The sequence below is a fragment of the Ochrobactrum sp. SFR4 genome, from assembly GCF_019730395.1.
Taxonomy (GTDB): Bacteria; Pseudomonadota; Alphaproteobacteria; order Rhizobiales; family Rhizobiaceae; genus Pseudochrobactrum.
In genome coordinates, this window is record NZ_JAAPBB010000007.1 from 66,298 (window position 1) to 85,874 (window position 19,577).

General features: G+C 49.9%; 20 protein-coding genes and 1 pseudogene. 8 read left to right on the plus strand and 13 right to left on the minus strand.

The features are described from left to right. Positions 1 to 341: 341 nt before the first annotated feature. The 4 genes from HBA93_RS10620 (at position 342) to HBA93_RS10635 (ending at position 2,739) form a co-directional block, all read left to right on the plus strand. Positions 342 to 635: an accessory factor UbiK family protein gene (locus tag HBA93_RS10620; RefSeq protein ID WP_221723257.1), complete on the plus strand. Its 294-nt coding sequence runs from the start codon at positions 342 to 344 to the stop codon at positions 633 to 635. A gap of 463 nt (positions 636 to 1,098) precedes the next feature. After that, positions 1,099 to 1,599: a type III secretion system chaperone family protein gene (locus tag HBA93_RS10625; protein ID WP_022710142.1), complete on the plus strand. Its 501-nt coding sequence runs from the start codon at positions 1,099 to 1,101 to the stop codon at positions 1,597 to 1,599. 265 nt (positions 1,600 to 1,864) lie between these two features. After that, positions 1,865 to 2,212 carry a tRNA-binding protein gene (locus HBA93_RS10630; RefSeq protein WP_353619347.1) on the plus strand — a complete coding sequence of 116 codons (348 nt, stop codon included), beginning with the start codon at positions 1,865 to 1,867 and terminating at the stop codon, positions 2,210 to 2,212. Between the two features lie 128 nt (positions 2,213 to 2,340). After that, entirely contained in the window at positions 2,341 to 2,739 is a 399-nt protein-coding gene (locus HBA93_RS10635; RefSeq protein WP_221723259.1) for a DUF4354 family protein, read from the plus strand. A gap of 74 nt (positions 2,740 to 2,813) precedes the next feature. Here HBA93_RS10635 and HBA93_RS10640 read toward each other — a convergent pair whose 3' ends face one another. The 3 genes from HBA93_RS10640 to HBA93_RS10650 form a co-directional block, all read right to left on the minus strand. Further along, positions 2,814 to 4,109 carry an ATP-binding protein gene (locus tag HBA93_RS10640; protein WP_221723338.1) on the minus strand — a complete coding sequence of 432 codons (1,296 nt, stop codon included), beginning with the start codon at positions 4,107 to 4,109 and terminating at the stop codon, positions 2,814 to 2,816. An 89-nt stretch (positions 4,110 to 4,198) separates the two neighbouring features. Continuing rightward, on the minus strand, positions 4,199 to 4,906 hold the full coding sequence (locus tag HBA93_RS10645) for a response regulator (RefSeq protein WP_121991510.1): 708 nt from the start codon (positions 4,904 to 4,906) through the stop codon (positions 4,199 to 4,201). A 141-nt stretch (positions 4,907 to 5,047) separates the two neighbouring features. Then, positions 5,048 to 5,551 carry a MarR family winged helix-turn-helix transcriptional regulator gene (locus HBA93_RS10650; RefSeq protein ID WP_121991509.1) on the minus strand — a complete coding sequence of 168 codons (504 nt, stop codon included), beginning with the start codon at positions 5,549 to 5,551 and terminating at the stop codon, positions 5,048 to 5,050. A gap of 329 nt (positions 5,552 to 5,880) precedes the next feature. Here HBA93_RS10650 and HBA93_RS10655 point away from each other — a divergent pair, with 329 nt between their 5' ends. Both HBA93_RS10655 and HBA93_RS10660 read left to right on the plus strand, forming a co-directional pair. Further along, a complete protein-coding gene (locus HBA93_RS10655; RefSeq protein ID WP_121991508.1) occupies positions 5,881 to 6,162 on the plus strand; it encodes a hypothetical protein in 282 nt (93 codons plus the stop codon). A 311-nt stretch (positions 6,163 to 6,473) separates the two neighbouring features. Further along, entirely contained in the window at positions 6,474 to 7,115 is a 642-nt protein-coding gene (locus tag HBA93_RS10660; protein ID WP_221723260.1) for an MBL fold metallo-hydrolase, read from the plus strand. 111 nt (positions 7,116 to 7,226) lie between these two features. On the opposite strand, the gene HBA93_RS10665 is transcribed toward HBA93_RS10660, so the two are convergent. From HBA93_RS10665 to HBA93_RS10705, 9 genes and pseudogenes are all read right to left on the minus strand, one after another. Further along, a complete protein-coding gene (locus HBA93_RS10665) occupies positions 7,227 to 7,721 on the minus strand; it encodes a BA14K family protein (protein WP_121991661.1) in 495 nt (164 codons plus the stop codon). A gap of 539 nt (positions 7,722 to 8,260) precedes the next feature. After that, on the minus strand, positions 8,261 to 8,476 hold the full coding sequence (locus HBA93_RS10670) for a cold-shock protein (protein WP_022710150.1): 216 nt from the start codon (positions 8,474 to 8,476) through the stop codon (positions 8,261 to 8,263). Continuing rightward, positions 8,458 to 8,793 carry a hypothetical protein gene (locus HBA93_RS10675; protein WP_162994421.1) on the minus strand — a complete coding sequence of 112 codons (336 nt, stop codon included), beginning with the start codon at positions 8,791 to 8,793 and terminating at the stop codon, positions 8,458 to 8,460. The genes HBA93_RS10670 and HBA93_RS10675 overlap by 19 nt, the downstream gene beginning before the upstream one ends. A gap of 40 nt (positions 8,794 to 8,833) precedes the next feature. After that, positions 8,834 to 9,136: a hypothetical protein gene (locus HBA93_RS10680; RefSeq protein WP_221723348.1), complete on the minus strand. Its 303-nt coding sequence runs from the start codon at positions 9,134 to 9,136 to the stop codon at positions 8,834 to 8,836. After that, positions 9,102 to 10,025 (minus strand): lytic transglycosylase domain-containing protein, encoded by a 924-nt coding sequence (locus tag HBA93_RS10685; RefSeq protein ID WP_221723261.1) that lies wholly within the window; start codon positions 10,023 to 10,025, stop codon positions 9,102 to 9,104. The genes HBA93_RS10680 and HBA93_RS10685 overlap by 35 nt, the downstream gene beginning before the upstream one ends. A 136-nt stretch (positions 10,026 to 10,161) precedes the next feature. Beyond that, on the minus strand, positions 10,162 to 12,864 hold the full coding sequence (gene uvrB, locus HBA93_RS10690) for an excinuclease ABC subunit UvrB (RefSeq protein WP_502910089.1): 2,703 nt from the start codon (positions 12,862 to 12,864) through the stop codon (positions 10,162 to 10,164). 249 nt (positions 12,865 to 13,113) lie between these two features. After that, positions 13,114 to 13,653 (minus strand): SH3 domain-containing protein, encoded by a 540-nt coding sequence (locus tag HBA93_RS10695; RefSeq protein WP_122093835.1) that lies wholly within the window; start codon positions 13,651 to 13,653, stop codon positions 13,114 to 13,116. A gap of 359 nt (positions 13,654 to 14,012) precedes the next feature. Further along, positions 14,013 to 15,188, minus strand: a complete 1,176-nt coding sequence (locus tag HBA93_RS10700) for an alpha/beta hydrolase (protein WP_221723263.1) — start codon at positions 15,186 to 15,188, stop codon at positions 14,013 to 14,015. A 194-nt stretch (positions 15,189 to 15,382) separates the two neighbouring features. Further along, positions 15,383 to 16,309: pseudogene (locus HBA93_RS10705) on the minus strand (DMT family transporter). Between the two features lie 954 nt (positions 16,310 to 17,263). On the opposite strand from HBA93_RS10705, the gene greA reads away from it, so the two are divergent. Further along, positions 17,264 to 17,737, plus strand: a complete 474-nt coding sequence (greA, locus tag HBA93_RS10710) for a transcription elongation factor GreA (protein ID WP_221723264.1) — start codon at positions 17,264 to 17,266, stop codon at positions 17,735 to 17,737. A 3-nt stretch (positions 17,738 to 17,740) separates the two neighbouring features. Next, a complete protein-coding gene (locus HBA93_RS10715) occupies positions 17,741 to 18,820 on the plus strand; it encodes a glycosyltransferase family 4 protein (RefSeq protein WP_221723265.1) in 1,080 nt (359 codons plus the stop codon). A gap of 48 nt (positions 18,821 to 18,868) precedes the next feature. Here HBA93_RS10715 and HBA93_RS10720 read toward each other — a convergent pair whose 3' ends face one another. After that, on the minus strand, positions 18,869 to 19,339 hold the full coding sequence (locus HBA93_RS10720) for an Lrp/AsnC family transcriptional regulator (protein WP_022711706.1): 471 nt from the start codon (positions 19,337 to 19,339) through the stop codon (positions 18,869 to 18,871). Positions 19,340 to 19,577: the final 238 nt, after the last annotated feature.

Below are 19,577 nucleotides of genomic sequence, written 5' to 3' on the forward strand. Positions count from 1 at the left end.
CGAATTTTTGTTCAGGATAAAAGTCCGTTGCTTTTATGGCTTTATTCGGGTTCCAGTGGTCTGATACCGGCATTTGCATCCCGTGGATGTAGATGCTGAGCAAATGTCGGTATTGAAATGACCACTGGCAATTATATGAAACGAGTAGATTTTCGAATTTGACGTTTGAAACAACATTGATGTCGGTCGGGGGCAAACGTCAAATTCAATCCACTCGCCTTAAGCCGAACTTAAATGTCTGACAAAGTAAGACTGTTTAAGTCTTGCATACGATATAATGCGGGCTTATCTCAGAAGCAGAAGTTTATTTCCGCCTGTGGCGGCTAAAAAGAGGTGATCCAATGAGTAATGCAACCGGTAAAGTTCTTGATGAACTCGCAAAACTCGTCACTGATGCTGCGGGTGCCGCGCAGGGCGTGCGTCGTGAAGTCGAGACAGCAATGCGCTCTCAGGGTGAAAAATTGCTCAACACTTTGGATGTTGTGCAGCGTGAAGATTTTGAAGCCATGCGTGAAATGGCGGTCAAAACCCGTACCGAAAACAGTGCCCTGACTGTTAAAATTGCCGAGCTTGAAGAGCGTATTGCTAAAATCGAAGCAGCACTGACAGAAAAACCAGCGAAAAAAGGCGCTTAAGGTCTAAAAATCTCAAAGATTTTTTAACTTTTTATTCACAGGGGTGAATGCCTAAAAGCCCTTATTCCAGAATCGGTTACAGCGGCGCCCACTCGGGCGCCGTTTGTTCTTTCCACATGGTTTCTTAGAGTTTTGACAAAAAGGACTGGTACTCTGACTCAGCATCAATAGACTGAAAACACTGCATGATTCGTAATTGAGTCATGAAGCATGGCAGAAGCGGGGAGTGGCAGGGCAGTGAGTTCAGCCGCACAGATCCGGTTGATGTGCCAGTGTAACAGTCATGTGTTTGCGCGTGTGTTGGAGGCGGGGTTGCAGTGTTTGGCAACATTTGTCTCGGCCTATTAACCAGTGTGTCTTTTTTGCGGCGCTTGCTGCGGGGGGATGCATTCCGGCTGCGTATTTATGACAGCCGGAATCCGGGTTTTGCTCTTACGGGTAAACCCAAAAACAGGGAACGAACATGAACCTTCTTGAGCTCGATATCGCTCGCGATGCACATCCGGTGGATGTCATTGAACAGGTTGCGCATGCCAATGACTGGGCTTTTGACCGTACCGGTGACGATGAGATTGCGGTTTCTGTTGTCGGTAACTGGACGGATTATCATCTTTCATTCTCGTGGATGGAAGAGTTTGAAGCGCTGCATCTGGCCTGCGCCTTTGATGTCAAGGTAAGTGAGCCCCGCGTGAATGAAGTCATGCGTCTGCTCTCTCTGATTAATGAGCAATTGTTGATGGGGCACTTTGATCTGTGGCGGCAGGAAGGGGCGATAATGTATCGCCAGTCCCTGTTGCTGGCGGGCGGCGCTAAGCCGACCAGCCGTCAGGTTGAGGTGTTGCTGGCCAGCGCGCTGGAGGCTTGTGAATGCTATTATCAGGCTTTCCAGTTTGTGGTCTGGTCGGGCGTGCCAGCGAAAGAGGCTTTGCAGGGCGTGTTATTTGAAACCGTCGGCCGGGCTTAAGGTGATAAAACAAGCGCTGCCTGTTTAAAAAGGCAGCGCCAGAGCGCCGTGTGCCAAGCTTGGCACACAAAGGTCGCTCTAACACTTTAAAATTAGAGCATAATTTTGTCTTAAACTGATCTAAGTTTAAGGAATTATGCTCTAATGCATGTCGCGGAAAAGCGGGTACCGGTTTTCCGATAGTGACATGCGTAAAAACTTGGAGATAGAGCGAGCGCAGTGGTTACAATTAAACGCGACACGCTCTATAAGCATGGGGGGTATTGTGTCTGAGTATCAGGAAATCAGTTTTGCGGATTTTGAAAAAGTCGACATCCGCACCGGTACGATTATTGAAGCGGAAGTTTTCGTCAAAGCCCGCAAGCCTGCCTATAAGCTGAAAATTGATTTCGGCGATGTGATTGGCATTAAAAAATCATCTGCACAGATTACTGTTCATTATACGCCGGAAACGCTGGTCGGTCGTCAGGTTCTGGCTGTAGTTAATTTTCCGCCGCGCCAGATCGGTCCGTTTATGTCTGAAGTATTGACACTCGGATTTGCTGATGAAAATGGTGATATTGTGTTGGCAGCAACAGAGCGAAATGTACCGAACGGGAAAAAACTGATATAACCTTATTTTTCAAAGAATATAATTATCATTTTTAATTATATTCTTTGATGTTATGTATTTATATAATTTATCTAAAATATGACATAAATGCCTTTGATAATTCCCGGTATTTTTATCGGAGTTATTCTATGATTAATAAGAAAATCATTTTATTTTCTGTTTTATTCACTTGTATTGCGAATGGTGCTTATGCCGCAAGTAAGCCGCTTGACGAAGCGGACGTAGTGATTGTGAATTCCACAATGCGTAATCAATCGGCCATCACTGTGGGCGACATGCTTCAGTTTTCCAAAACCTTTAATGTGGCTGTCCTGAATGCGAGTGATAAGCCGCTCAATCTTTCTGCCGGATGCTTTAAAGCGGTGATGCCGGATAAAACCGAGCTGTCCGCTGATACGATTGAGAAACTCCTGACAACCGGTACATTAAAAGCCGGAGAAGAGCGGAAAGGCTTTGTCGGTTTCTCATCGCCTGATGACAGCGTTTACAATGCGCAGGCTGTGAAGTTTCTGTCATCGTGTAAATAAGGCTGCACCGCATATTATGCAGAAGTTCAGTTCAGGTGCCGGATATAGCTGTGTCCAGTACCTGAATTCTTGTATCACGCAGGAATGCTGATAATGGCACGCAAGCCGCCTTTCGGGCTGCTGTCCAGTGTAATATCTCCGCCATGATTTCGGGCAACATCGCGGGCAATCGCTAAGCCCAAGCCAGTGCCGCCTGCGTCCTGATTGCGGGCTTCATCCAGGCGTACAAAAGGTTTGAAAACCTCTTCCCGTTTATCTTCCGGTATGCCGGCACCATCATCATCGACCACAATGGTCAGCCAGTCATCCTTGTGTGTTGCTGTTAAATGCACCGACTGTGCATAGCGGAAAGCATTGCCGACAAGATTGCTGACCAATCGAGTGAATGCATTCGGGCGGACGTGAATATTGCTGTTACCGTGCATCTCAGTGGAGAAACCACGATTGCGCAGCCGTGCTTCTTCTTCCAGCTTCGTGAAGAGGATTTGCAGATCCAGAACGCCTTGCTCCTCACTGCCTTCACCGCGTGCAAAAGCCAGATAGCCTTCCAGCATATTCTGCATGTCGGTAATATCCTGATTAAGCGGCACGGTATCAATTTTGCTGCCGGCAATGGCCAGTTGCAGTTTAAAGCGCGTGAGAATGGTGCGCAGATCGTGGCTCACGCCGCTGAGCATGGCTGTGCGCTGTTCAATCTGTCGTTCAATGCGTTCGCGCATCTGAATAAAGGCAATGCCCGCCTTGCGCACTTCTTCAGCGCCATGGGGGCGGAAGCCGACAGGCATGGGCTGACCTTTACCGAAACTTTCAGCCGCTTCTGACAATTGCTGGATCGGTTTGATCTGGTTGCGCAAAAAGGCAATCGCTATGGTCAGCAAAACCAAGGCCGTACCAATCATCCATGTGAGGAAGATCAGCGTATTTGAAGCATAGGCCTGACTGCGCTTGGCAAAAACACGCAGCACTTTATCGTCCAGCTGAATGCGGATCTCTACCAGATCGGAATCGCCGACCGTATCAATCCAGAATGGCCGGTTGATCTGGCGGGTGATTTCTTCATTAAGAAAGTAATCAAGAATAGAGAAAAACGGTTTTGGTCCCGGAGGCGGAAGCGGCGAGGGCGGCAAGACGGATACGTTCAGATCCAGCCGTTGTTGCGCTATACGGATAATATTCGCGTAATCAGGTTCCTGCGGATAGGTTTCCAGAATATCAATAATAGCAGAGATGTCGCGTACAACCGCCGTGGACAGACGTTCTGTGACCATCTGCCAGTGCCGTTCCATAAAGACGAAGGCAATAACCGACTGCAACAGCACCATCGGAGCGATGATGATGATGAGCGAGCGCGCATAAAGCCGCTTGGGCATACGCAATGCCAGCCAGTCGGAAAACCTTTTCCAGAGCAACTGCTATTTTCTCCTGTTCGTCAGGATTATGTTATTGGCGATGAGAGCTTTTATTGCTCAATGCTCAGCTTGTAGCCGATACCGCGCACTGTTTGCAGCCAGATTGGATTAGCAGGGTCCACTTCAATCTTGCGGCGCAAACGGTTGATCTGCACGTCAATTGTTCTTTCTCCGACTTCCCCGTCCTGACCTGTCAGTTCATGACGCGGTACTGTCTCGCCGGCACGTTCAGCGAAGATCGTCATGATATCCTGTTCACGATCTGTCAGTTTGATAACTTCGCCGCCTTGTTTGAGTTCCTTGCGCGGAATGGAAAAAGTGTAAGGGCCGAAAACGATCTGCTCGATAATATGCTGTGTCGGCTGAGCACCGCGGCGCAGAATATTATTGATACGCAGCGTCAGTTCACGCGGATCAAACGGTTTGGAGAGATAGTCATCGGCACCGGCTTCGAGGCCGCTGATACGGCTGTCGGTTTCAGAAAGCGCGGTAAGCATCAGAATTGGCACATTTTTCTGCTCACGCAGCGAACGGGTCAGCTCTACACCGCTTTCACCCGGCATCATGACATCGAGAATAATGAGATCGAAATCAATACCTTCGAGCTTGCGGCGGGCTTCCTGCGCATTGGCTGCCATTGTAACGCGGTAACCGGTGGTGCTCAGATATTGCGAGAGCAGGCTGCGGATACGGGTATCATCATCAACCACCAGCAGGTGCGGGGCATCATCGGACAAAATTGTGTCTTCGCCGGTCATTGTTTCTACCCTTTCAGTACAAAGCTTTTTCTGCCTTTGGTAAGGCGTGAATTCAGCTTTATTATTTCGTTTTCAGCTGTCTGTTTATCTGTGCGGACTGCCTTCGGATATACACACTATGTGAATGAAGGCTGTTTATATTTACCGGTTGAGCGGCAGGCTGTCGATCTGATCGCGCTGGTCGCTGTTAACCATAGCTTTCAGGAAGTTCTGGATAATTTGTTTTTCCGTGACATTGCTTTCAGCCAGAGCTGCCGCAATGCGGTTTGACTGTGGTTGTGTCAGAGAAAGAATAAGCTCGCGGCCGGAAACAGTCGGATATAATTCCCGCTGGCGGCGGTCGGTTTCACCGGTCAGCTGAATAATATGGCCGTTATCGACCAGTTGTTTCAGAACACGGGCAAGACTTTGTTTGGTGATCTTCAAAACATCCAGCAATTCCGCGACGCTCATGCCGGGTTTGCGGTTGACGAAATATAAGACACGGTGATGTGCGCGGCCGAAGCCCATGGTTTCAAGCTGCTTATCAGGGTCAGCTGTGAAATCGCGATAGGAAAAGAACAGAAGCTCAATGATGCCCAGATCGTTGACCTCATCTTCTGAGAGGGCTGAACGAATAGTAGTATCATTGTGATTGAAACGCACGTCCGGTCTCCGGTTCTTTCATATTTCAGTCTGTATAGTTCTATCAGCCTGTTTGTTATGCGGATAGATTACCTGCATCTTACTTTCAATTCTCCGTTTTAGAAACATCCATGGCAACATTCTGAGGCCAACATCCTGCATTTTCAAATGCTCTGCTGCGTAAAACTGATTCTGTGCGAAATTGTATGATTACGGTCAGTTCAGAAGGGATGAAACATGCTGAATTTATCAGGTAATAATTATAAGAATTGACAGACTCCTTTTTCTTGTCATCATCTAGATGTCAAGGCGTTCTACTTTGATGTTTAACATTAATTGGGGTGACAATTATGGATGCCATTATTCCTATTCTTGTGCAGTTAGTCGCCGGTGCTGTCGGTGGTAATCTGGCAGGCGCAGTTAAGAATCTCAGCCTTGGAACAACAGGCAATACAGTTGCCGGTGGTATCGGCGGTCTGATCCTGGGTCAGCTTCTGCCAATGCTGTCCGGTGGCGGTCTTGATTCTGCGCTGAGCGGTATTGTCGGACAATTGATCGGTGGCGGTGCCGGCGGTGCTGTTTTGACGGCCGTAATCGGTCTGATTAAAAACAGCATGGCCAATAAAGCCTGATCGTACAAAATCGGGATTAATTACCTTATGACCGGCAGGGTATGATATCGTGCCGGTCATAAGAATATGATTTTTCTTCAGGCAGTGTGCGCGCACTGCTTTTTTCATTTACGCGACCTATATAAGAGACAGCTCCGGCTGTCCTTTTTTGTTTGTGCAAGAGCGTGTCGCGCTTAATTGTACGCATGGCACTCGCTCTGGATTCTTTTATGGTCGCATGTTCGCGAAAACTGAATGAACCCATTTGAGCCAGACATGCTCTATGCAAAACGAAAACCGGCCATAGAATGCAAACGATAATCGGGTGATAAATGAGCAAGCTTCAGGCAATCATAGTTGCAGTCACGCCTTTCCGGCAGAATTGTACAATCCTGTTCGATAAGGACAGTAAAAAAGGCGTCGTTATTGATCCGGGCGGTGATGTTGATGCGCTCAAGGAAGTGATTGAGAATAATCAGCTAAAAATTGAAGCGATCTGGATTACGCATGGCCATGTCGATCATATCGGTGCTGCCGCTGATCTGCGTGATGCATTGCAGGTGCCGATTATCGGTTCTCAGGAAGAAGATGCGTTTCTCTATGATAATGTGGAGGCCTCGGCGGCTAAATTTGGTCTGGGCGAAGGCTTCCGCAATTTTCAGCCGGATCGCTGGCTGAAAGAAGGGGACGTCTTGCAGGTTGCCGGAGAGGATTTTGAAGTCCTGCATTGTCCGGGGCATTCACCGGGGCATGTGGTTTTCATAAATAAAGCCATGCATTTTGCAATTGTCGGTGATGTCTTGTTCAACGGATCGGTTGGCCGCACGGATTTGCCGGGCGGGGATCATGAAACATTGATCCGTTCCATCAAGGAGAAGCTGCTGCCACTCGGTGATGAGTTCAGCTTTATCTGCGGTCATGGTGCAGGTAGCCGCTTTGGTGATGAGCGCAGAGGCAACCCGTTTCTGGTGTAATTGAGCTGTCTTGGAAGAGGATAACTCTGAGTGTCGGACATCTCATTGGGCAGCTTAGTGCCCTAATAAAAAACCGCCGGTGGGACCGGCGGTTTTTTCATCTGAGCGGGATCAGTTTGCAACGCAGAAGTGATCCTGACCATCATAGCCGCGGAATGTACCGGACTGGGCATTGAAGGAGCGGTATTTCTGGGAGCACCAGTTATACCATTCGCGTGTCCATGGCTGGTAGGAGCCACGGTAGTCACGTCCATAATTACCGCGTGCCGGCTGGGCAGGATAGAAGGTCTGCGGTGGCGGAGGTGCGTTGTAAATCGGTTCACGATAAACAGGTTGCGGTTGTGGCTGGGATATGGCTCCGGCGATAATTGCACCGGCTGCAAGGCCAAGCACACCTGCGGCTATCGCATTGTTGCGATCACGGCGGCGGTCGCGGCGATCCCAGTCTCTGTCACGGTTACGCCAGCCATTATCATGATTCCAGCCGCCATTGTTCCAGCCTCCGTGGCGGCGTCCCCAGTCATCAGCGGATGCAACTGAGAGATTGCCAGCTATCGTGGCAATGGAGAGGCCTGCGATCAGAGCGGTTTTGGTCAACTTATTCATCATAATCTGTGCCTCCTTACGAAGCTTTACGCATTCGGCAATGCCGGTTTTGGTCTTCTCTCATCCGCAACTTAATGTCTGAGATAAGATGATGATCAATCATTAGAGCAGGGCATATGAATGCTTGCTGAACAGAAAATAAGGGCAATGTTCAGCTTTTTAAATATCTCCGTCTTTCACGATTAATGACAAGCAGCATGGATTTGAAAGCATGAATTTACGTGTTTGCAAGACGTGCGAGTGCGGTGCTTAAACGGGAATCGTTTGCTGGTGTAAGATATTCACGAAAACAACGGGATAGCAGGCTCTCCGGTGAGAGGGGGCAATCCGGTAATGCTCTGCGAACCGGCGTGAACTGTCTTTTTTGATTGTCAGACTGTATCAGAAAGTGAACAGCGAGCGTTTAAAAGAGCGAAGTTTGCGCTCTGCGGGTAATAAAAAACCCCGGCGTAACCGGGGTTTCTGAATAAAGCACTGCTTATAGTCTGACTTCCATGAGAATACCACGCAGAAATCATATATAGGCAGTCTGGTGCTTTTTATTCGGTAATGCTGATGTCTACAGCTTTAGGGCCTTTGCCGCGACGATCCGGTTCAGTTTCGAAAGAAACTTTCTGATTGTCAGCGAGGTTTGTGAGGCCGGAAGCCTGAACAGCAGAGATATGTACGAAAATATCTGGTCCGCCATTATCCGGTTTGATAAAGCCAAAGCCTTTTTCACCATTAAAGAATTTGACTACGCCGGTTTGTGCCATGGGATACGTTCCTTTTCCTTGGCGCCGTCTTGGCCTTTCAGCCGCAACGGAATTTTTCGAACCGCTATGCGCACCACACGCCCAGCGGTAGGGGTATGCAGGCAGTTATCGAAATCAGGAAAGGAGCCGATCATTGTCAGTTGCCTGACCCGGAGCTTATAGCGGTTCCGGCGCGCCGTTCTTCCAGTCTTCCATTGTTCGCCAAATGCCCGAACATTTGAAGACTGATCTATAGAGAGGTATTTGGCAAGCAAATTTTTGTTATGATGCTGTTTTTTCTTTGCCAAGTTGGGCTGCAATAAAAAATAAATAGTCATAAATACAAAGATACTTCACTAAAAAGAAAATCAAGATGACTTAAGTTTTATTTAGTTTTGAAAATTGTTGTATAATAACTGAATTGTGTAGTTCTTTGTGATTGAAGGAAGTCGGATCACTTAAAAAATCGCATATTTTGAGAAAAAATACACAAAAAGGCTGCTTTCGATTTTTAAAGACGTTGTTTTCACTGCTGAAATTGAACAATTGCTGGTATTCCGGTTGTGTATTCCGGTTGTCGCTTATTCCGGAAAGTGATGCAGCCCCGTGCATTTTACCTTCACTGCCGCCAAAGGCTCTGAATGTCTCAGCGGTTTCTGCGAATGATGCACGAACCGCCACTGATTCTGATGGTCTGGCAGAGATTATCCGCCGTCTGACGACTGTTCGCACCGAGGCGGGCAACATAGATACCTCTTCTGCCGATCGGGCTGCGGACACGGGAAATATAGACTTCACGTCCGGCGAACAGTTTCGGATTCTGTTTGCGCAAGCGGTTCCATTGAGCGCTGACAACACTTTGGCGGAAATTTCCTGCCACCTGAACCGCCCATGGAAACGGATTAAGCTGCGCCATAGAGAGTGAGCGGGATTTGATGACGGGTAACAGCTGGCAGGCTTGCTGAAATGACAGTTTGTCATCCAGTGGTGTGTCGGTCAGTTCCTGTCCGGTGCTGAAATGATCCACGCTTTTGCCGGTAATGGAGAGAACATAATTCTCTGTCTCCAATGGCAGAAATCCGCCATTCTTCATCCAGTTGGACAAACGGGTCGGTCCTGCATTATAGGCCGCGGCTGCCAGCCCCCAATTGCCGAAACTACTATGCAGATCTTTCAGGAACGATGCCGAGGCGGGCAGAGCCAGCTCAATATTGAAAGCATCAGTCAGGCCGCGTTCTTTAGCTGTGTAAGGCATGAATTGCGCAATACCCTGCGCCCCGACAGGGCTGACAGCCAGATGATCAAAACGGCTTTCTTTCCAGATCAGGCGGGCAAAGAAATTCGGCGGGATGCCATGTTTTTCGGCTGATCCGGCAATCAGGCGGCAGATTTGCGCAACATCCGGTGCAGGTTTCGCGTCGGTGTCAGACTTCCCGCTCTGTTTTTTCTCCGCTATGGGAGGGGCAGATTCAGCCGGTTTTTCCTGCTGCTCTTGTGCAAAGGCAGCGGACAGACCAGAGACCGGAACAGACAGCATGAGTGCAGCAAATAATCCGGCCGGAAGACGCATAGGCTGATCCTGTCAGAATATATCGCAAAAATCCTGCGCGGGTTTTGAGACATATGTTAATGCAAGAAATGGAAAACGCACATAGCTTTCATGCGTTTTCCGTCTTACCCTGTCAACACAGACAGGATGCAACACGTTATTTGCCGGGACGTCCGGTCTTGCCGGAGCGTCGGGTTTTGCGTTTCACATCCACCGGATCTTCATAGGAGCCGGCGCCGGCGCGATGCCGCCTGACCGGAGCCGGATCGTCGTTGCTCTGCGGGCTGAGCGGTTTCACCATATCTGTTCCGGGCCCCATATTGTCGAGCGACGGTTTTTTAAACAGGGATGGTGACGGCGATGTTCTGCCACCTCTGGACGGCCGTTCAAGGGACAGTTCCGCTTCGCGTGCCAGCGGATCATCAGCAATAGCCAGTTCCTTTTCTCGCAGACGTTTGATTTCGTCACGCAGCCTTGCTGCCGTTTCAAAGTCAAGATCAGCTGCCGCGTCACGCATTTTCTTCTCAAGATGCTCAAGATGCGCTCCGAGATTATTGCCGACCATCCCGCCTTGTTCTGCAAAGCCGCTGATATCCGCGCGTACATGATCCCGCTCATAAACGGAATTGAGAATATCCGAGATATTCTTGCGCACCGATGCCGGTGTGATGCCATGTTCGGTATTATAGGCAACCTGCTTCTCACGACGACGGCTGGTTTCCTCCATCGCGCGTTGCATAGAGCCGGTGATCGTATCGGCATAAAGAATAACGCGGCCATCGACATTTCGCGCTGCACGGCCGATTGTCTGCACCAGTGAGGTTTCCGAACGCAGGAAGCCTTCTTTATCCGCATCGAGAATTGCAACGAAGCCGCATTCCGGAATATCCAGACCTTCGCGCAGCAGGTTGATGCCGATCAGCACATCAAATGCACCAAGGCGCAGGTCACGGATAATCTCGATGCGCTCCAGCGTATCAATATCCGAGTGCATATAACGGACGCGCACACCCTGTTCATGCAGATATTCTGTCAGGTCCTCGGCCATGCGCTTGGTCAGCACTGTGACCAGCGAGCGGTAGCCGTTCTTTGCTGTTTCGCGGATTTCTCCCAGCACATCATCGACCTGCGAACGGGCTGGGCGCACTTCAACCGGCGGGTCAATCAGGCCGGTCGGGCGGATCAGCTGTTCAGCAAACACACCGCCGGATTGTTCCATTTCCCATTTGCCGGGGGTTGCTGATACCGCAACGGTTTGCGGGCGCATTGCATCCCATTCTTCAAAACGCAGCGGGCGGTTGTCCATGCAGGAGGGCAGGCGGAATCCATATTCCGCAAGCGTTGCTTTACGACGGAAGTCGCCGCGATACATGCCGCCGATCTGCGGAACGGTAACATGACTTTCATCGATGAAAACCAGAGCATTGTCAGGAATATACTCGAACAAAGTCGGTGGCGGCTCACCCGGCTGGCGGCCGGTGAGATAACGTGAGTAGTTTTCAATACCGGCGCAGGAGCCGGTCGCCTCAAGCATTTCCAGATCAAAGGTTGTGCGCTGTTCAAGGCGCTGGGCTTCGAGCAGACGTCCGGCATTATTCAGTTCGACGAGGCGGTGCTTTAGCTCTTCCTTGATGGATTTGATCGCCTGATTAAGGGTCGGACGCGGCGTCACATAATGCGAATTCGCATAGATTTTTACGGATTTGAGATCGCCGGTTTTCTGACCGGTCAACGGGTCGAATTCCGTAATGGTTTCAATCTCGTCACCAAAGAGCGAGATACGCCATGCACGGTCTTCCAAGTGGGCAGGGAAGAGTTCAATCGTATCGCCGCGCACACGGAAGGAGCCGCGCACGAAATTGATATCCTGACGCTTATATTGCTGCGCCACCAGATCGGCAAGCAATTGGCGCTGATCGAGACGGTCGCCGATCGTCATTTCAAAGGTCATTGCCGTATAGGTTTCGACCGAACCGATACCGTAAATACAGGAGACCGAGGCGACGATAATCACATCATCGCGTTCCAGCAGTGAGCGGGTGGCGGAGTGGCGCATCCGGTCGATTTCTTCATTGATCGAGGATTCTTTCTCAATGAAGGTATCGGAGCGCGGCACATAAGCTTCCGGCTGATAATAATCATAATAGGATACGAAATATTCGACCGCATTATTCGGGAAGAAGCTTTTGAACTCTCCGTATAGCTGGGCTGCCAGTGTCTTATTCGGTGCGAGAATCAGAGCAGGACGCTGTGTGCGTTCAATAATATTGGCAACGGTAAAAGTTTTACCCGAACCGGTCACGCCGAGCAGAACCTGTGTCTGATCGCTGTTTTCAATACCTTCCACCAGATCGGCGATGGCTGTCGGCTGGTCACCGGAAGGGGTATATTCGGTTTCCATTTTAATCTGGATGCCGCCCTCGGACTTAGCAGGGCGTTCCGGCCGGTGCGGTGTCCAGAGTTTACCGTTTTTGAACAGCGGATTGCCGGATTCAATCAAAGCAGACAGCGCTTCTACGGTTGCAGTGGCACCGCTGGAAGGCATATTGGCTGCATCTTCCATGGTGATATCCATGCCGGAGACAGGATTGAGACCTGCCGCTACGCGTTCTTTCAGCGTGGCTGCTTTGGCTCTGGATGTAGGTGCCTTGGAGGTGTCGCTTTTTTTCGGGGCGGTTTTCTTTGGGGGTGCCGGTTTGGTAACAGGCAGTGCTTCCGGCTGCTCAGCCATTTCACTGATCATCCGCGACCAGTCGCCAACCGAAGAGGAGAGCGGAATGCCTGAAAATTCTGCCTGAGGCACTTCGCCGAAACCATCAACTTGCGGTGTTTCACCGAAACCCTGTTGCTGCTTGTTCAAATCAGCAGGGGGCTGTGATGACTTATCTTTTTTGGACATGTCAGAACTCTCTCGGCAAGCAGAAGCGAAGGGCAGATGATTAATACAGCCAGTCTGTAGCCCGATCAGAATAAAGCGGGTCGTCAGACATTAGCGAATATAGGCATATAAGTATAGAACGAAAAGGGTACGTTTTCATTCTGGCTGATAATTATCAGAAATAAAAAAACGCCGCAGAAAATCTCTGCGGCGTTTTTAGAGGCTCAGTGATTACTGGCCGTGCGGACCGTCACCGCCGCGACGCGGACGGTTCCAGTGCGGACGTCCAGGACGGTTGCCGTTTTCCCAGCCCGGGCGACCGGGGCGGTGCCCGTTCCAGCCCGGACGGTAATTTGGCCGGTAATACGGGCGGTGCGGACGATAATACGGACGATCCCAGCGGTCATACCTGTCATTGTTGATGGCCGAGCCGATAACCACGCCGGCAATCAGCGGAATACCGATAGCTGCGGCCGTGTTGCCGAAATTATTATTGCTGTAGTTGCCGGAAGATCCTTCACGCACTGCCAGATAACGCGAGGATGCCCAGCCGGAGCGTCCAGCATAATAGACCCGACACCAGCCATAGCCACTGGTGCAGCCGTTCACATCAACGCGCGCACCGTTCGGAATAGAGCCGAGCGTACGATAATTCGTGCCAGGGCCGGTACGCAGATTAAGATTGGTTGTCACAATCGCATTCGCAGCCTGAGCAGCTGTGGCGGAGAATAAAGCAATGGCAATGATTGCCGATTTGATACCAAGTTTCATTTTTCGGTCTCCCCGTGATGAATTGTCTATTTTTGCAGCAGAACAATCTGCGCGCTTTTCATGTCAGAGGCTTTCTGAGCTCAGAGCATCAAAGGGCGCCATGAAGTATAAACGAATTAACACCTGTTCCGGTTCCGTCATGCATACATTCGGAATATGGACGGACGGATAGCGGGACTTTTTTCGTTTGTCAGAATCTATACGGAATTATGTGAATGCAGCCTGAATGCTTACCGATTTAATATAATCTTTTATTGATGAGGAGAAAATCAATATTGTAAAATGTGGTTACTGCAGAAAACAAATTTTACACCATCCCCGAAGTCAAAACAGGTCGGGGATGGTGTGAGAGCTTTGTATTATTGCTGAAAGCCTGTGGCAGCCGCTGTTAAAATACGCCCGGGCAGATAGATAACCATAGAAGCTGCACCGGTAATCACATTGGTACCATCTGCTAATATTGCCTGACCGGAGGTCTGACCTTCGCCTTTCAAAGTATTGAGAGACAGGCTGCCGTCGCTAACCAGTGCCATCAGCGTTGGTGAAGAGGCGAAGACACTATGTGCACCGCCGTCAACACTGCTGGCATCCAGCACGGCAATGCCATATTTCTGCAGTGTTTCAATGCTGGAACCGTCGCCGACGCGGGAATGTCCGCCGGTAATGCGGCCTGAAATATTCAGCGCGCTGTCATTACGCGAAACCAGAACGGCCATAGGTGGCAGAGGTTTGACATCTTTGATCTGTTTTTCAAACACATCCAGATCAATGTCAGGCGCGGCCAGCAAAACATTGGTCAGGCGATTTAGTGCAGTCCGTTCTTCATTGAGTGCCAATGTGCGCAGGGCTTCCATGGTGACAAAACTGCCCATGGAGTGACCAACCAGCAAAATCCGTTTGGCTTTGGTTTTTGATGCCAGTTTCAGCAGCTCTGCCAGACCGTCACGTGCAAAATTTGCGCTGTCACGGTCGTAAACATAAAGGCCGAGCGAGGCGGCAGACGGCCATGCGTAATGCACCGTCACGGATTTCAATCCGTAATCATGGGTGAACTGGGCGGCGCGGAACGTGCTGTCCGCAAAATTATTGTTATAGCCATGCACAAAGATCAGCAGTTCCTGATCTTTAGCCGAATGCTGATCCAGAGCCTGATTCAGCTGATTGACGAAAATCTGGCTGTTATCAAAAGGCTGGAAGCTGACTGCTGCGAAATGTTTGGCCGGATCCGGCTTGTAGCCGGTCTTTTCCACAACACCTCTCACATGCGCTTTCGGGATGCCGATATCAACGCGTGAAAAATTCAGTTTGTCTGAACGTTTCGCGTTATAAGGCATTGAAAAATCATCGCTGCGCTGGCGGCTTGTGGCTACATAAACCGGTACAACGGAAGCTGGCTGAGCTGGTTTGACGATGGCAGCATTGGCGGCAGCTACGGAAGCCGGATTGGAATTGGGGCCGTGCCAGAGTACCGCGCGGGAGCCGGTGCAACCGCTGATAATGATGGAAACGAATGCCAGAAACAAAATGCGAGTCATTCGCTGCTCTATCCTTGCCAAGCCTGTTACTGTTCAACCAAGCTGAACCTCTTCCGTGTACGTAACCGGATGTTCAGTGTTTTTAAAAGCAGTTATTAACAAGTCTGGCAATCTGTAAACATAAACCGCACAGATAAATCCGGCGGTTTAACGTGTTGCCGTGTCTTTTAAACCATAGCTGTGACCGGTTCGTCTCACAGATTTTCTGCAGAAACCTCTGAAAGACTTGTCTTGCCGGTTGTTGGTTTTTTGAAACGCAGGCGGGGTACAATTTCCACCATCAGCATGGACAGGAAAATCAGCGCACAACCGGCAAGGCCGATGAATGGCAGACGTTCGCCGAGCAGAATCGCACCGAACAGGGCTGCGAATAAAGCTTCAGAAGACAGGAAAATAGCTGCCTGCGGTGCGCTGGTGTAGCGTGTGCCGATAGCTTGCAATGTAAACGCAACGCCGGATGAGAACATGCCGGTGAACAGAATTTCCGGTGCCGCAGCCTGAATGGTCTGCCATTCGATTTGTTCAAAAATTGCAGCACAAATGATGCCGGCAAGGGCAACGACTGCGAACTGAACGCAGGCCATGGTCACCGGTCTGCCGATACGCAATGCATAGCGGGCAATGAACAAGCCCTGCAAAGCCCAGAAAAATGCGCCGGTAATCATCAGCCAGTCGCCCTGACTGAAACCGTCAAGCGAACCGCCGGACAGCATGAATATGCCTGTAAGGCTGAGCACTGCACAGATCCAGACGACCGGATGCGGCCATTGGGAAAATAAAATCACGCCTAAAATCGGTACCAGTACAACATAAAGACCGGTGAGAAAGCCGGCATTGGTGACTGAAGTGGTAAGCAGGCCGGTTTGCTGCAGAACCATACCGGAAAACAACATGCTGCCGAGAATCATAAAGGCTTTGTAATCTGAGATGGATAGTGGTTTGGATGCGCGTCCGGCTTACATAAAGGCAAAAGGTGCAACTGTCGCCGTGGCCACGATAAAGCGCAGGCCGATAAAGGTCAGCGGGCCGATATTTTCCATGGCGGTTGACTGGGCAACAAAGCCAAGACCCCAGATCAGGCCGGCAAAAAGAAGCAGTAAATTAGCGCGTGACTGGGTCATGATATGCCTGCGGAATGCTAAAATCGCGGATAGAGCGTATTCCGAAAAGTGCGAAGCGCCTTCGCAGGGAAAACAGTTCACTGGACTGTTTTCTTATCCCGCTTCGATCAGATAAGATACGCGTTAAAACAAAGAGTCAGAGCGGTTCTGCTGATTCAATATTAACCGGAACCGCTCCAGGTGCAGTTCAGATCATGTTTCTCTTGCAAAGACCGGACTGTCCGGCATGCCGGAACTGCTTTTCTCTGTGTGATACGGGACAGAGCTGAGGGCAAACCGGATCGGAGCAGGCTTAGGTCATGTGCTGAACCGCGGTCACTATGCTGTATTATTGCAGGAAAGCAAGCCGGATTTCAGCATAATATATGATGTTACAGCGTATATCCGAAATGATTCTCGTGCTGTCTGCTGTAGTTTTTATAAAATTTCCGGACTTATAATACTTTATACTGAAGTCTTATATATTGTTTCGGTGTTTTCATAGTGTTGTGTTTATGTAAAAGCTGTCACAGGTTTTCAGTAAAAAAGATCTGTTTTTTTTAAAAAATGTTTCAGAAAAGCTTGGAGCGGGGCGGACAGGTCCCGCGTTTTTCACAAATTTTTTGCCGATGCTTTTTGCTCTTTCTTTTTGTTTGCAAAGCTGGCACGATAACTGAAACAGATGATGAATGATGAACGGTTCCGAAGCACCGCTTCGGTGACCGTTTTATTTTTGAGTCTCGGGGGTGTTCTCCGGCTGCTGCAGCATAATTCCTTAAGCTCGAAACAGTTTAAGGTAAAATTACGCTGTAAATATAAATGTTAGAGCAACCTTTGTGCGGCCAGCAGGGCGCACGGCGCTCTGCCAGCCGGAAGATAGTCTCATTTTTTGTTTCTGCATTTTCGTGGTTTTAAGGCTGCGGAGTGCTTTAGCGCGATTGAAGACCGCGCATCAGGCATGAGAAAGGACAGGGCATGGAAAAGTTCCCTATGACACAGGCTGGCTTTGATCAGCTGAAAGAGGAACTGCGCTGGCGTCAGCAGGAAGAGCGTCCGCGCATTATCGAGGCGATTTCGGAAGCGCGCGCGCACGGCGATCTTTCTGAAAATGCCGAATATCATGCAGCCAAAGAAGCACAGAGCCTCAATGAAGGCCGTATCGGTGAAGTTGAAGACTTTATCGCCCGTGCTGAAGTGATCGATATTTCAAAGCTGACAGGCACGACCATCAAGTTCGGTGCGACTGTTACACTTATTGATGAAGACACCGAAGAAGAGCGCATTTATCAGATCGTCGGCGATCAGGAAGCGGATGTTAAAAACGGCCGCATTTCCATCTCGTCACCGATTGCTCGTGCCTTGATCGGCAAAAGCGCAGGCGATACTGTGGAGTTCAATGCACCGGGCGGCGCCCGTTCCTATGAAATCCTTGGTATGAGATTTATTTAACCAGTGCGCGTATCCCTCATCGACACTGATATTCTGGCTCCGAATTTTAAAAAGCGTCTCTCCGGCGTCACCTCGACGATTGTCCAGCTGGTGCCGGTGCAGCGTAAAATGGGGATCAGGATTGCAGCTGTCGGGCGGGGATTGCCGGATGATCTTCCGCATGTGAATTTGCGTGATCTTGCCGGATTATGGCGCAAGCCTGCGTCCGGCAAAAAATTCCGCATCTGGCATGCCCGCCGCAATGTTGAAATGCTGGCCGGCATTATTATGCGTGATGTGCTGCGGATGAAGCTGAAGGTGATTTTTACCTCGGCTTCACAGCGCCATCATAAGAAATTCACCAAATGGCTGATCCGTCGTATGGACGGTGTGCTGGCAACCAGTACTCGCACGGCGAGCTATCTGGAAGTGCCGAATACTGTCAGTATGCACGGTATTGATCTGGAACAGTTCCGTCCGCCACAAAGTGAGCAGGATCGTTTCGCTGCTACTGGTTTGCCCGGAAAATATGCCATTGGCTGTTTTGGGCGTGTGCGGCATCAGAAGGGCACCGATCTTTTTGTCGATGCGATGATTGAACTGTTGCCGCGCTATCCCGACTGGACAGCCGTGGTGGCAGGACGTGCCACAGCCGAGCATGTTGGCTTTGAAAAAGAGCTGCAGGAAAAGGTCAGAAAAGCGGGTCTTGCTGACCGGATTATTTTTCTGGGTGAGGTGCCGTTTGTCAGTGCCGATCCTGCGGGCGACAGTATCAGTGCATGGTATCGCCGTCTGGATGTTTATGTGGCGCCCTCGCGCACCGAAGGTTTTGGCCTGACACCGCTTGAAGCCATGGCTTCACAAACCGCAGTCGTGACCAGCGATGCCGGTGCCTATCCGGAAATCGTGGTTGAAGGTGAAACCGGTTATGTTGTGCCGTCCGGTGCGACTATGGCACCTGCGATTGAAAATTATCTGCGCGACCCCGCACTTGCCGCACAGCATGCGGAAAAAGGCTTGCAGCGTGTGCGCGAGTTTTTCCCGCTGGAACGCGAAGCGAAGACAATCGGTGATTTCTACCAACGGATTTTCGAGCAGATATAAATAAAGCCGGTTTTCACCGGCTTTTTCATTTTCTGAGATGTGTCGCGTTTAAATTGCGATCAAAACTTCGTCTTTGACCGGCTTGATGGTCAGTGCTGTGCGCACAGAATCCACATTCGGCGTCGCGGTCAGTTCTTCAATCACAAAAGTCTGAAACGCGTTGAGATTTGGTGCAACGCAATGCAGCAGAAAATCGGATTCACCGGACACCATCCATGCGCGGCGCACCAGCGACCAGGATTTGGTTTTCTCGGCAAAGGCTTTCAATTCGCCATCGGACTGGTGCTTCAGGCCGACTGAGCAGAAAGCCACCAGATCCTGCCCGACAGCTTCACCTTTAATAATTGCCTGATAGCCCTGAATAATGCCGCTTTCTTCAAGTTTGCGCACACGGCGCAGGCATGGCGGTGCCGAAATACCGACGCGTTCCGCCAGCTCGACATTTGTCATCCGCCCGTCATTTTGCAGTTCCCGCAGAATTTTCCAGTCAATATCATCAAGATCAACCTTAATCGGCATAGGAACTCCGTAAGAGGGTGGCAATAAAAGGGCTGTGAACTGCCGGAGGCAGAATGGAAGTCTCAGAAGTGCATAAAGCAATTATATAACAACAATGCAAGGCTCAGAGCCTGTGACGGCCTTTCCAAGAATTGCTTTAGAGTCATTGCATTATATCATGAATGAAACAATGAGAATGGCTAATTGAAATTATCAACCATTCTGCATCATTTTCTTTTTCAGAACCGGATCAGTTTTT